The organism is Serratia quinivorans (genome assembly GCF_946227985.1).
GTDB classification, from domain to species: domain Bacteria; phylum Pseudomonadota; class Gammaproteobacteria; order Enterobacterales; family Enterobacteriaceae; genus Serratia; species Serratia quinivorans_A.
Genome location: NZ_CAMKGL010000002.1, coordinates 431584 through 445379, shown reverse-complemented (window position 1 = coordinate 445379; position 13796 = coordinate 431584). Strand labels below are relative to the sequence as shown.

At 57.9% G+C, this 13796-nt stretch carries 11 protein-coding genes; 8 read left to right on the top strand and 3 right to left on the bottom strand.

Going from position 1 to position 13796, the window contains the following annotated elements:
- Positions 1–67: 67 nt before the first annotated feature.
- The gene (locus OCH02_RS10675; RefSeq protein ID WP_261431204.1) at positions 68–1036 is read left to right on the top strand and encodes a VirK/YbjX family protein; all 969 of its coding nucleotides are present in this window, start codon (positions 68–70) and stop codon (positions 1034–1036) included.
- Here the strand turns inward: OCH02_RS10675 and OCH02_RS10670 are convergent.
- The gene (locus OCH02_RS10670; protein WP_261431203.1) at positions 1033–2697 is read right to left on the bottom strand and encodes an ATP-dependent endonuclease; all 1665 of its coding nucleotides are present in this window, start codon (positions 2695–2697) and stop codon (positions 1033–1035) included. The genes OCH02_RS10675 and OCH02_RS10670 overlap by 4 nt on opposite strands.
- 192 nt (positions 2698–2889) lie before the next feature.
- On the opposite strand from OCH02_RS10670, the gene OCH02_RS10665 reads away from it, so the two are divergent.
- The 5 genes from OCH02_RS10665 to ltaE all read left to right on the top strand — a co-directional run bounded on the left by OCH02_RS10665 (position 2890) and on the right by ltaE (position 9771).
- Entirely contained in the window at positions 2890–3786 is an 897-nt protein-coding gene (locus tag OCH02_RS10665; RefSeq protein ID WP_261431202.1) for a lysine exporter LysO family protein, read from the top strand.
- 171 nt (positions 3787–3957) lie between these two features.
- Positions 3958–5607 carry a hydroxylamine reductase gene (gene hcp / locus OCH02_RS10660; protein WP_261431200.1) on the top strand — a complete coding sequence of 550 codons (1650 nt, stop codon included), beginning with the start codon at positions 3958–3960 and terminating at the stop codon, positions 5605–5607.
- Between the two features lie 54 nt (positions 5608–5661).
- Positions 5662–6666, top strand: coding sequence for an NADH oxidoreductase (hcr, locus tag OCH02_RS10655; protein WP_261431199.1), 1005 nt, complete (start codon positions 5662–5664; stop codon positions 6664–6666).
- A gap of 203 nt (positions 6667–6869) precedes the next feature.
- A complete protein-coding gene (gene poxB / locus OCH02_RS10650) occupies positions 6870–8591 on the top strand; it encodes a ubiquinone-dependent pyruvate dehydrogenase (RefSeq protein ID WP_261431198.1) in 1722 nt (573 codons plus the stop codon).
- A gap of 163 nt (positions 8592–8754) precedes the next feature.
- Complete coding sequence (gene ltaE, locus OCH02_RS10645) at positions 8755–9771, top strand: low-specificity L-threonine aldolase (RefSeq protein WP_261431197.1); 1017 nt, start codon at positions 8755–8757, stop codon at positions 9769–9771.
- Positions 9772–9806: 35 nt separating this feature from the next.
- On the opposite strand, the gene OCH02_RS10640 is transcribed toward ltaE, so the two are convergent.
- Positions 9807–10154: a DUF1294 domain-containing protein gene (locus OCH02_RS10640; RefSeq protein WP_261431196.1), complete on the bottom strand. Its 348-nt coding sequence runs from the start codon at positions 10152–10154 to the stop codon at positions 9807–9809.
- Positions 10155–10307: 153 nt separating this feature from the next.
- On the opposite strand from OCH02_RS10640, the gene OCH02_RS10635 reads away from it, so the two are divergent.
- Together OCH02_RS10635 and OCH02_RS10630 are read left to right on the top strand one after the other, a co-directional pair.
- Entirely contained in the window at positions 10308–11747 is a 1440-nt protein-coding gene (locus OCH02_RS10635) for an SDR family oxidoreductase (RefSeq protein WP_261431195.1), read from the top strand.
- A gap of 168 nt (positions 11748–11915) precedes the next feature.
- Entirely contained in the window at positions 11916–12926 is a 1011-nt protein-coding gene (locus tag OCH02_RS10630; RefSeq protein ID WP_261089105.1) for an NAD-dependent epimerase/dehydratase family protein, read from the top strand.
- On the opposite strand, the gene OCH02_RS10625 is transcribed toward OCH02_RS10630, so the two are convergent.
- The gene (locus OCH02_RS10625) at positions 12927–13763 is read right to left on the bottom strand and encodes an N-acetylmuramoyl-L-alanine amidase (RefSeq protein WP_261431194.1); all 837 of its coding nucleotides are present in this window, start codon (positions 13761–13763) and stop codon (positions 12927–12929) included.
- Positions 13764–13796 lie beyond the last annotated feature (33 nt).

Genomic DNA, 13796 nt, shown 5'->3' with positions numbered 1-13796 from the left:
GCATTGAACTCCCGTTTAGTGAAGGCTTGGTGAAATAGCGCCATTCAACACAGCCAAGGATTTCATCATGTCTCAGCTCAGCTATCCACTCGTATCTGCACGCCCGCTTAACGGCTGGCAATTGATGACGGCGCTGGCCAATGGCGACAAGGCACCCAGCAAAGCCTGGAAGAAAACATCATTCCGCCTGAAGTTTATTGGCCGTTCATTATTTCGCTGGCCGACCACCAGCGCTCTGCTCAACACCCTGGCATCCAACCCGTTACTGGATGAAATACTGAAGGCGCAACCCAATCTGCCATGCAAACTGCATCGCCCTTATCTGGCGGCGAATATGAGCAAAATCGAGAATCTGTTCGCCTTGCGCGATCATTACGCTCTCAGCAAGCAACGCATGCCGATGAAAATGCTGCTCGGTCATCTGAATAAAACCTTTGTACTGGCCAAAGCCAGCGGCAAGAGCGGCGAAACGGTTTCACTGGAACTGGCGTCCATCGATCACCTGAATAAAGAAGGGGAAGCCACCCTGCTGCTGCGTAACGCCAACGGCATCATGCTGGCCGAGATCACCTTCGCGCTGATGCACTATCAGCAGCGACCGACGCTGTTTATCGGGGGGATACAGGGCGCCAATCAGCAGGTACCGCATGCGGAAATCCAGCAGACCACCAAAGAATGTCACGGACTGTTCCCGAAACGCCTGGCGCTGGAAGGAATCTGTACTCTGGCGCGCCATTTGGGTATTCAGCAAATTGTCGCAGTCGGCAACGCCACCCATATCTATCAAAACTGGCGTTATCACAGTAAAAAGAAAGACCAGCTGCATGCCGATTACGATCAATTCTGGACATCGATGGGCGGAAAAATGCTGGAAAGCGGCTATTTCCTGCTGCCGGAACAGATCGCCCGTAAACCGATCGATCAGGTAGTCAGCAAAAAACGTGCAGAATACCGCCGTCGTTACCAACTGCTGGACCAGCTGGAACAAGGGATGGCCGAGCACTTCAGCACCCAGCCCTGTTTTTCCGGGGCCTAGTCGGCCCGACCGCGCGCCAGCCAGATCACGCGGGAGAACATTTTTTTCAGCAAGGGCGGCACCGAGTCCGTGCCCCACTCGCCCGCCTGCATCGCCACCTCGATGGCCAGGTCGGGCTTCGAGGAGTGATGCACTGCCTTGAGGATCACCTTGCGTACCGGCATTTGAGCATTGCTTGGCACGGAGGCGACCCGGTAATAGACCGGGCTAAAACCTTCACGGAACATAAAGTGTTCCATATCCGGCGCGGGTAACGCGGTCAGCCGGTCACGCTCGTTATACTCATGGTTATCCAGCATGCCGCGGACGGTGCCGGCGTATTTGCGCCCCGCTTCATCGCCATCCACCAACGCATGCCACTCAATGCCCATACGCCGGGCGAACCTCAGCAGCGGCTTCAGGCCGCACTGGGCGAACTCGATCACCCGTACCCCTTCCGCCTCAAAATGATAACCACACTGGCGAGCCAGCTCGTTGAGCAGCCAGACTTCGGTTTCGCCTTCTACCAGCAGCCAACAACGGGCAAACAGCGACGACGGCCGATTAAAACGAATATGAAAAGAAATGCGTCGCCCATCCTCCGGCCCCAGGCCGCGTGGCCCAAGACGATAAGTGGCCACCCGTCCCGACTCACGCACCAACCGACAAACGTGCTCAACCGGCACCAGGGACACCAGTTCGCTGGAGTTAGTGGTGGTGATGCGTTGCAGCGGCAGCTGGTTAAGCAACCCCCAGGCCACCGACAGCATGATCGGATGCAGGCGCGTTTCCGGGTCCTCCACCAACAGCAGCGGCCGGGCGTGCGGATCCAGTTTGACGCTGCCCTTGGCCTGTAACAGCGTAGAAAACATGCCCAGTAAAATAAGACGCATGCTGCGACTATTGGGTTCGGCCACCATACGGTTGATACTGTCCAGCGAGCGCCATGCCTGTTGATCCTGATCTTGATCCAGGCGTTTTCGGCGCGGCCGCGTCACCTGCGACCCCTGCTCGGCAAAGTAATGTTCCAAAAGTTGCTGCATAGCCGCCAGCCCCTGGCGCAGTTCGGCATTCGTCAGCTTTTGCGGGTTGCGCACCAGCTCACGCGTCAGTTGATCCAACTGCTGGGCCAGCGCCTTATTATCGGCCGGGTGTTCATCATTTAACGTGCTGGGCCGCAGGCGGCGGATAAAGCGCGCATCGCGCAGGCGCAGTACCGGGTGGATACGGATAATGGCGTGTGCCAATTGCTCAATATGGTGCAACTGCATCGCATTGCCGTCGGCATCCAGGAAACCGCGCCAGGTACACACCGTGCCGTCATCGGCCAGTTCACCTTCGCAGCGATAATAAATGCGGTTCAGGTTATCCCCGCCCTTGACCCACAGCGGCGACAGGTGGCGGTAACGCGGTAGGTGAGCATGGCCGATATCTTTCTCACAGAAGGTAAATACCACCTGCAAGTGCCGATCTTTGGCCTCTTCCTCACCGGGTGGGAAATGGAAATCGTGCGCTTCAAAACGGTACAGCTTGGGTTCCGGTGCCAGCAGCAGAGTCAGCGCGTCAAGCAGGCTGGATTTACCCCAGGCATTTTCACCGAGCAGCAGCGTGTTGTCGTCCAGCATCAGTGACAACCGGTTAATGCCGCGGAAACCTACAATCTCGATTCGCTCTAAGAACATCTGTCGCCTCCCGTGCGCGCGGTCACCGTCCTTAATGGGGTGGCCTCCTCAGAGCATGGTCAAAAAACCCCTTGCAGGTCAAGCGGACGACGTCAAATCTGCCGCTTTACTCCGGACGTGGTTTTGGTTAGCGTGTGGGGCCTCGCCGCTCATCCAGGCGCTGCCCTCAGAACAAAGGACGCAAGTTTCACCATGTATTCAGGACTGCTGATTATTCTGTTACCGCTGATTGCCGGTTATCTCATTGCGTTACGTAGCCGGACGTTACTGCAAACCATCAACCGCCTGCTGAGCTGGATGGTCTACGTGATCCTGTTTTTCATGGGTATCAGCCTGGCTTTTCTTGAGGATCTGAGCAGCAACCTGGTATTGATATTCCAGTATGCTTCGGTGTTCTTCCTGTGCATTCTCGCCGCCAGTTTGCTGATGCTGGCACTGCTGGAACGCAAAATGCCGTGGCACAACAGCCATAAACAGGAAAAGCTGCCCTCACGCCTGCATATGGCGCTCGAATCGCTCAAGCTTTGCGGCGTGGTTCTCGGCGGCTTCCTGCTCGGCCTGACCCAGTGGCAATGGCTGCAGTTTGCCAACAAAGGCAGCGAATACGCCTTGATCTTCCTGCTGCTGCTGGTTGGCATCCAACTGCGCAACAGCGGCATGACGCTACGCCAAATAGTGCTCAACCGGCGTGGCATGATAGTGGCCGTGGTAGTGACGATCAGTTCACTGGCCGGTGGTGCGCTGGCGGCACAACTGCTGGGGCTGCCGATTAAGGCCGGGCTGGCCATGGCGTCCGGTTTTGGCTGGTATTCGCTTTCCGGCATTTTAATCACCGACGCCTATGGCCCGGTGTTGGGTAGCGCAGCCTTCTTTAACGATTTGGCGCGTGAACTGGTAGCCATAGTGCTGATCCCCACGCTGGTACGTCGTAGCCGCTCGTCAGCGCTGGGTCTGTGCGGCGCCACCTCCATGGACTTTACCCTGCCGGTGCTGCAGCGCAGCGGGGGTATGGAGATAGTGCCACCGGCCATCGTGCATGGCTTTCTGCTCAGCCTGCTGGCACCGGTACTGATCGCCCTGTTCTCTTGACCCTTCTCCGGGGGACCGCCCCCGGAAAACGTAATAATTCCCATCCGCACGGTAAAATTGCGCTAAATCAAACTTGCCCTTGGTAGCATCACAAAAGCCTTTTTAAGCCCTGGTTGCCGATCTATGCTCTTAAACAAGCATTATAAATGCAACTTTAAAAAGGAAGCGATTATGTTTTGTGTGCAATGTGAACAAACCATCCGTACCCCGGCAGGCAACGGCTGCTCTTATGCCCAGGGCATGTGCGGCAAAACGGCGGAAACCTCCGACCTGCAGGATCTGTTAGTTGCGGCGTTACAGGGGCTTTCCGCCTGGGCGCTGCAAGCCCGGGCGCTCGGGATCGTCGATCATGATATCGACAGCTTTGCCCCGCGCGCTTTCTTTTCTACCCTGACCAACGTCAACTTCGATTCAGATCGCATCATCGGTTACGCACGCGAAACCATCGCCCTGCGCGAATCCCTGGCCACCCGCTGCCGTCTGCTGGATGCCAGCGTCCGTGTCGAACACCCATTGGCCAGTCTGCAGTTGGCCGGCGATGATATGCCTTCGCTGCTACAGCAGGCCGCACAGTTTGCCCTCAATACCGATAAAGCCGAGGTCGGCGACGACGTACATGGCCTGCGCATGCTGTGCCTGTACGGCCTGAAAGGCGCTGCGGCCTATATGGAGCACGCCCACGTGCTGGGTCAGTCCGATGACCACATCTACGCCGACTACCACGCCTTTATGGCCTGGCTCGGCACCCAGCCACGTGACGTAGATACCCTGCTGAACAACGCCATGGGCATCGGTAAAATGAACTTCAACGTGATGGCTATCCTCGATCACGGTGAGACTCAGGCTTACGGCGATCCGGTACCCAGTGCGGTGAACGTGCGCCCGGTGGCAGGCAAGGCGATTTTGATCTCGGGCCATGATCTGAAAGATTTGCGCATGTTGCTGGAGCAAACCGAGGGCCGGGGCGTGAACGTTTACACCCACGGTGAAATGCTGCCGGCGCACGGCTACCCGGAACTGAAAAGATTCAAGCATCTGGTGGGCAACTACGGCAGTGGCTGGCAGAACCAGCAGACCGAGTTCGCCAAATTCCCCGGCCCGATCCTGATGACCTCTAACTGCATTATCGATCCGAATGTCGGTCACTATGGCGATCGTATCTGGACGCGCAGCATCGTCGGTTGGCCGGGCGTCAACCATCTGGAAGGGGACGATTTCAGCCAGGTGATCGCTCAGGCGCAGAGCATGAGTGGTTTCCCCTATACCGAAATCGAACATATGATCACCGTCGGCTTTGGCCGCCAGACGCTGCTCAATGCCGCCGATACGGTGATTGACCTGGTGGCGCAAAAGAAACTGCGTCACGTCTTTTTGGTCGGCGGCTGTGACGGTAGCCGCGATGAGCGCAGCTATTTCACCGACTTCGCCCGCAGCGTTCCGCAAGACTGCCTGATCATGACGCTGGCCTGCGGCAAATACCGCTTCAACAAGCTGGATTTCGGTACCCTGGAAGGCTTGCCACGCCTGCTGGACGTCGGTCAGTGTAACGACGCCTATTCCGCCATCATGCTGGCGGTCAAACTCGCCGACACCCTCGGTTGCTCGGTCAACGAACTGCCGCTGAGCCTGGTGCTGTCGTGGTTTGAGCAAAAGGCGATCGTCATTCTGCTGACGCTGTTGTCATTGGGCGTTAAAAACATTGTTACTGGGCCAACCGCACCGGGCTTCCTGACCGACAACCTGATGGCGATCCTGAACGAAAAATTCGGCATGCGCCCGATCACCACCGTTGACCAGGATCTGCAAGCCCTGCTCGGCTAATGCCACTGTTTCTCGGGGCCGCAGACGTCGGCCCCTTTGCTTTTGAGGTGCCCTATGACCCAACCCAGCCCACTTTGCCCCAACCGCATGCAGGTGCATTCGATCCAACAGGAAACCGCCGACGTCTGGACACTCAACCTGATCTGCGATGTTTTTTACCCTTACCAACCCGGCCAGTTTGCACTGGTCAGTATTCGTAATAGCGAAGACACTCTGCGTGCCTATACGCTGTCTTCCTCGCCCGGCCAGAGCCGTTTTCTCAGTCTCAGTGTACGTTGCCTGCCGGACGGCGTGGGTTCGCGCTGGTTAACCGGCGAAGTCAAACCCGGCAACACACTGTGGCTGTCCGATGCGCAAGGCGAGTTCAGCTGTGAACAACATCCGGCGGACAGTTACCTGATGCTGGCGGCCGGCTGCGGCGTCACGCCTATCATCTCCATGTGTCGCTGGCTGGTGGCGAACCGCCCTGCCTGCGATATCGCGGTGATCTTTAACGTCCGCACTCCCGCCGATACCCTTTTTGCCGAACAATGGCGCGAGTTATGCGCCAGCCACCCGCAACTGCGGCTGACGTTGATGGCCGAACAGGACATTCAACCGGGTTATCTCAGTGGGCGAATCAGTGCCGAAGTGCTGCGCCAGGCGGCACCGGATATCACCGAGCGCACCGTGATGACCTGCGGTCCGGCCCCCTATATGGCTCAGGCAGAACAACTTTGCCTGCAGCTTGGCGTGCCGGCCAGCCGCTTCCATAAAGAGCAGTTCCATACCCCGGCAGCCACCGATGGCGAACAGAGCGAAGGATTAACCTTACGCACCGCCCGCCCTCTGCGTGAGTTTCGCGTACCGGTCGGCAGCACGCTACTGGCAGCAATGGAAGCTCACGCGCTGCCGGTCAACGCCGCCTGCCGCGCAGGGGTGTGCGGATCATGCAAAACCCGCATCCTCGAAGGTGACTACACCACCACCAGCAGCATGACCCTGACCCCGGCTGAAATCGCCCAGGGTTATGTGCTGGCCTGCAGTTGCCAACTGCAAGGTGACGTCACCCTCGCCTGATATTTGCGCCCCGTCGGTCAGGATGGGGCATTTATCGGCAAGCAGGCTTTACCTTCCCCTTCTACACTTTCCCGGTTCCATGTTCGTTACTGCGTTTATTTGAGAAAGACTGATAGGTCATACCCAATAGATTTCACGTCACGGCCAGGCGACACACGCTGTGGTTTGAAAGATAAAGGGCCTTTACAACGCTTGGGGGAATTATGAAGCAAACTGTAGCCACACTGATTGCCAAAACTCTGGAACAGGCCGGTGTGAAACGCATTTGGGGCGTCACCGGCGATTCGCTCAACGGTCTCAGCGACAGCCTGCACCGTATGGGTACCATCGAATGGCTGGGAACCCGCCATGAAGAGGTCGCCGCCTTTGCCGCCGGTGCAGAAGCCCAGTTGACCGGCCAGTTGGCGGTCTGTGCCGGCTCCTGTGGCCCCGGCAACCTGCATCTGATTAACGGCCTGTTTGACTGCCACCGTAACCATGTGCCGGTGCTGGCGATTGCCGCACACATTCCCTCCAGCGAGATCGGCAGTGGCTATTTTCAGGAAACCCACCCGCAAGAACTGTTTCGCGAATGCAGCCACTACTGTGAACTGGTCTCTAACCCGGAACAGTTGCCCCGGGTACTGGAAATCGCCATGCGCAAGGCGATCCTCAATCGCGGCGTGTCAGTGATCGTCCTGCCGGGCGACGTGGCGCTGCAGATGGCACCGGAAGACGCCAGCATGGTGTGGCACACCCCGGCACTGCCGCTGGTGCAGCCGCCAATGAGCGAACTGAACAAGCTGGCGGAGACCCTGAACAAGGCGAAGAACATTACGCTGATGTGCGGCAGTGGTTGCGCCGGTGCCCACGACGAAGTGGTCAAGTTGGCCGAACTGTTGCAGGCGCCGGTGGTTCATGCACTGCGCGGTAAAGAGCATATCGAATGGGATAACCCCTACAGCGTCGGCATGACCGGGCTGATCGGTTTCTCTTCCGGCTACCACGCCATGATGAACGCCGACACTCTGGTATTGCTCGGTACCCAGTTCCCGTACCGCGCCTTCTATCCGACCAATGCCAATATCATTCAGATCGACATCAACCCCGGCAGTATCGGCGCACATTGCCCGGTCAATATGGCGCTGGTGGGTGACATTCATACCACTCTCACCGCCCTGCTGCCGCAGATAGAGCCAAAGAGCGACCGGGCATTTCTCGACAAGGCGCTGGAGCACTACCGTACTGCGCGCAAGGATCTCGACGGGCTGGCGACGGCCAACGACGATCGGCCGATTCACCCGCAGTATCTGGCGCAACAGCTCAGCCAGTACGCCAGCGATGACGCCATCTTCACCTGCGACGTCGGCACGCCCACCGTGTGGGCGGCACGCTATTTGAAGATGAACGGCAAACGTCGTCTGCTCGGCTCGTTCAACCATGGCTCGATGGCTAACGCCATGCCACAGGCGATTGGCGCACAGGCCACCGAACCGGACAAACAGGTGATCGCCATGTGCGGCGACGGCGGCTTCACCATGCTGATGGGGGATTTCCTGTCGCTGGCGCAGCTGAAACTGCCGGTCAAGATTGTGATTTTCAACAACAGCGTACTGGGCTTTGTGGCGATGGAAATGAAGGCCGGCGGCTACCTGACCGACGGCACCGATCTGCACAATCCTGATTTTGCGGCAATCGCCAACGCCGCCGGTATCAAAGGCATTCGCGTGGAGAAAGCTTCTGATTTGGATGGTGCGCTGCAGGAAATACTGGCGCATCCCGGCCCGGCACTGCTGGACGTCGTCACCGCCAAACAGGAACTGGCGATGCCGCCGCAGATCAAATTCGAGCAGGCCAAGGGCTTTAGCCTGTATATGCTGCGCGCCATTATCAACGGCCGCGGTGACGAAGTGGTCGAGCTGGCAAAAACCAACTGGTTGCGTTAATAATCGTGTCCTCTTTCAGCTAAAACTATCCCCAACAGATTTCAAGTTGCAGCCAGGCGGCAAGCATGAGGTTCCCCAAGAGCTGACTCAAGTCAGTGACTGGGGTGAGCATGAGCAGCCAACAACGCTGCGGCTTGAAAGATGAAGGGGATAAAGGATTTTTATGCTTATCGATCTACGCAGTGACACAGTGACCCGCCCCAGCGCCGCTATGCGCGATGCCATGGCCCAGGCGGAAGTGGGTGATGATGTTTACGGCGATGACCCTACGGTCAACGCTCTGGAGGCAGAAGCGGTCCGCCTGTCCGGTAAAGAAGCGGCGCTGTTCTTGCCAAGCGGTACCCAGGCCAACCTGGTGGCGTTGCTGAGCCATTGCCAGCGCGGTGACGAGTACATTGTCGGCCAACAGGCGCATAACTATAAATACGAGGCCGGCGGTGCGGCGGTGCTCGGCAGCATCCAACCACAGCCGATTGAAGCTAACCCGGACGGCACCCTGCCGCTCGATAAGGTCGCGGCGGCCATCAAACCCGACGATATCCACTTTGCCAAAACTCGCCTGCTGAGCCTGGAAAACACCATCAGCGGCCGAGTCTTGCCATTGGCGTACCTGCAGCAAGCCTGGCAGTTCAGCCGTGAACATCAGTTGGCGTTACACATCGACGGCGCACGCATCTTTAACGCCGCCGTCGCGCTGAACGTGCCCTTGAAAGAGATTGTGCAGTACTGCGACACCTTCACCATTTGCCTGTCGAAAGGATTGGGTGCCCCGGTGGGCTCATTGTTGTGCGGCAGTGAAGCCTTTATCCAGCAGGCCCTGCGCTGGCGCAAAATGACCGGGGGGGGGCTGCGCCAGGCCGGTATTCTGGCCGCGGCCGGTCTCTATGCGCTGGAGCACAATGTCGAACGCCTGCGTGAAGATCACGACAATGCCAAATGGCTGGAACAGCAGCTGCAACAAATTGGCGTTGAGACTGTTGAACCGGGCGCGCAAACCAACGTGCTGTACCTGCGCCAGTCAGCAGAGCGGGCAGCCAGGCTGGGTCCCTGGATGCGTGAGCGCGGCGTGCTGATCAGCAGCGGGCCACTGACGCGCATTCTGACCCACCTTGACGTCAGCCGTCAGGATTTGCAGCACGTGGTCGATTTATGGCAGCAGTTCCTCAGGCAGCACGCCTGAGTGCTTGTCTGTACGGGGCGTTAACACGCCCCGCCTCAGAGTATCCAGCGGCCATAAACCCAGTACCAAATCGCCAGCGTCGCCACAATATTCAGCACCATGCTGACGATAAACCAGGTTTTGAACGGCTGTTTCTGGGTTTTATGGCGAAATACCTGCTGCGCAACTATTGCTCCCACCCAACCGCCCACCAGCCCGAACACCAGCAGCGTGCTTTCCGGCACCCGCTGCCAGCTTCTGCGCGCAGCAAACTTATCCGCACCGTAGACCACCAGCGTCAGCAGGTTAGCCAACAGCCACCACATCCAGATCGGATGCAGAAAAAACAAACTGGCGATCAGCGCCAGTCCCAACAGGGCATAACAAACAGCATTGAGTTTCATATCTTCCGGCTTAACGCAGACAAACGGCGGGTAGTGTGACGTCCCCCGTCAGCGGATGCAATGCCCGCATAACCACACAAAAAGTGCATTTAAACCACGAGTTTGGCATCCTGTGACTATGCTAAACAGACTTTCACCGCAAAGGCGGCGCTAATGACAGCTCAACGCGTACTGGTTCTTGGGGCCAGCGGCTATATCGGCCAAAACCTGATCCCCCACCTGATTGAACAGGGACATCACATTACCGCCGCCGCGCGTCGCATCGAATGGCTGCAGGAGCAGCACTGGCCGCAGGTTAACTGCCAATATGTCGACGTTTACCGGCCGGAAACCCTGGCCGCCGCGCTGTGGGAGATCGACGCGGTTTATTACCTGATCCACGGGATGGGCGACGGCGATGATTTTATTGAAAAGGAACGCCAGGCCGCTGAAAACCTGCGTGACGCGCTGCGCAACTCCAGCGTCAAGCAGGTCATTTTTCTCGGCGCATTGCAACCCGAGGGCGACAGCTCGCCACACCTGGTGGCACGCAAGCTGACCGGGGAGATCCTGCGTCAGAGCGGTGTTCCCGTCACCGAGCTACGAGCCAGTATTATTGTCGGCCCCGGTTCGGCTGCGTTCGAAATCATGCGCGATATGGTTTACAACCTGCCGGTGCTTACGCCGCCACGCTGGGTGCGTTCCAAATCGTCACCGGTAGCGTTGGAAAACCTGTTGGTGTATCTGGCCGATCTGCTGGCACATCCGGCGGAAGAAAGTCGCATTTTTGACGTCGCCGGCCCGGAGTACATCAGCTATCAAACCCTGTTCGAACGCTTTATCGCCATCAGCGGCAAAAAACGCTGGCTGATCCCGATCCCGCTGCCGACCCGTTTTATCTCGGTCTGGTTTATCAGCATGATCACCTCGGTGCCCACCTCTATCGCCAGCGCGCTGATCCAGGGGTTGAACCACGATCTGCCCGCCGACGGCAAACCGCTGCAGGCGCTGATCCCGCAAACGCTGCAAACCTTCGATCAGGCGGTGACGGCCACCCTGCAACGCGAAGAAGAGGTGGTCGATTCCGCCGACTGGGGTTACGACCCGGAAGCACGTGCGCGCTGGCGGCCAGGCTATGGTTTTTATCCGAAGCAGGCGGGTTGCTCGATAGAAACCCAGGCATCCAGCCAGGCCCTGTGGCATACGGTGCAGCAACTGGGCGGCAAAGAGGGCTATTTTTACGCCAATATTCTGTGGCAGATCCGCGCACGTATGGACGATATGATTGGTAATCGCGTGGTGTATGGCCGGCCACAGCGCGACACGCTGGAGGTTGGCGACGTCGTCGATGGTTGGAAGGTGATCACCCTCAAACCACAGCGGCTATTGGCACTGCTGTTTGGCATGAAAGCCCCCGGCCTGGGCCGCCTCGCTTTCACCATCAAGGATCACGGCGACCACCGCACCCTGGACGTACGGGCCTGGTGGCACCCTGCCGGGTTTAGCGGGCTGCTGTATTGGTTCGCCATGATGCCCGCTCATCTGTTTATTTTCCGCGGTATGGCCCGGCGAATTGCCAAACTGGCCGAAGAACATCAGCGCAATCTGCCGTAATAGGCAGTATTCAGGTGTTCAATTGTCGATCAACCGCACACTTTGCTGCTGCGGTTAGGTCCTTTCCGATTGCATAGAGCACGAAATAACGGAAGAATGGCATCTTATTTGCTGGCGCGCCGCTGAAGGCCGTCAGCATTCTGATTTTTGGTGAGAATAGAGTTCGTTATGAAGGTATTGGTCACCGGTGCAACCAGTGGGTTAGGCCGTAACGCCGTTGAATATCTGCGCCGTCAGGGCATTAAAGTGCGCGCCACCGGTCGCAACCAGGCGATGGGCAGTCTGCTGGTCAAAATGGGTGCAGAATTCATTCATGCCGATCTCACCAACCTGGTCTCATCGCAGGCCAAAGCCATGCTGGCCGATGTGGACGTACTGTGGCACTGCTCCAGTTTCACTTCCCCCTGGGGTACCGAAGAAGCCTTTGAACTGGCCAACGTGCGCGCCACCCGTCGCCTGGGCGAATGGGCGGCGGCCTACGGTGTTTCGCAGTTTATCCATATCTCTTCGCCGGCGGTTTACTTCGACTATCATCACCATCGCAACGTTACCGAAGACTTCCGCCCTGTACGCTATGCCAACGAGTTTGCCCGCAGCAAGGCCGCAGGTGAACAAGTGATCCAGCAGTTGGCGCTGTCCAACCCGCAAACCCACTTCACCATCCTGCGTCCTCAGGGGTTATTCGGACCGCACGACAAGGTGATGCTGCCGCGTCTGTTACAGATGATCAAACGCTATGGCAACCTGCTGCTGCCACGCGGCGGTGCCGCGCTGGTGGACATGACCTATCTGGAAAACGCGGTGCACGCCATGTGGCTGGCGACCCAGAAGGAAAATACCCCGTCGGGCCGCGCCTACAACATCACCAACCAGCAGCCACGTCAGCTACGCAGTGTGGTGCAACAGTTGATCGACGAGTTGGGCATGAAGTGTCGGATCCGTTCAGTACCCTACCCAATGCTCGACATGATGGCGCGCGGCATGGAAAAGCTCGGCAGCAAAAGTGAAAAAGAGCCGGTACTGACTCACTATGGTGTCGCCAAGCTCAATTTTGATCTGACACTGGACACCACTCGTGCCCAGCAAGAACTGGACTACCGGCCTATTATTTCGCTGGATGAAGGTATCTCGCGCACCGCCCGCTGGCTGAAGGATCACGGCAAACTGCACGGTCTGTAATTAACGGGCGGCTCCGTATTTCAGCAGCAGCGCATCGACAATCGCCTCACTCTCCGCATCCGGCTCACCGCGATAATCGCTGGGCCGGAAATGCATCTGAAACGCCGCCAGCACGTTTTTCTGCTGCCGAACATCCCAGTGCGCATCAATGCCATAACCGTAACTCGCCAGCTTGGCCATCAACGGTGCCAGCGGCACTTCGGCATGCTTATCCCGCCCCGCCAACAGTTTCTGCACCTGCAACTCATCCGGCCAGGCGCCTATGCCCGCCTGCGCCAGCTGTTGCCAGGGGAATAACGGACCGGGATCCTGCTTGCGCTGCGGCGCAATATCGCTGTGCCCCACCACGTCCGTTGGCAAAATACCGTAGCGCTGGATAATATCGCGGCTCAGTGGGATCAACAGGGCAATTTGCTGTGGCGTATAGGGCTGCCAGTGGGTAAACAGCAGGGTTTGGTTGAATCCGCGATTGACGATCTCAATACCGATCGAAGTGTCGTTCAGGTTGGTTCTGCCGCGCCAACTGCTGGCCCCGGCATGCCATGCTCGCAGTGCTTCCGGCACCAGTTGAAATGCCACCGGTTTGCCCTGAGCCAACGGTGGGTGCGCCGGCAACAGATAATGCGCACTGACGTGTTCATCCGTCAGGGTTTTCAATGAGGAGTGGAAGTCTTCGGCGGTGTAATGCATCACCAAAAAGCGAATGCGCTGGTCTGCGCCCTGGGCCTGATGCAGCGTTTCAAGCTGATAGCCACCCTGATCGACGATGGTGTCCTGTGGCACACTTTGGCAGCCTGCGAGCAACGCTGCGGCAAATATCCCTGGCCAAATTTTCACGAATCCCTCCTGCGGTTTAAATACGCAAATTTG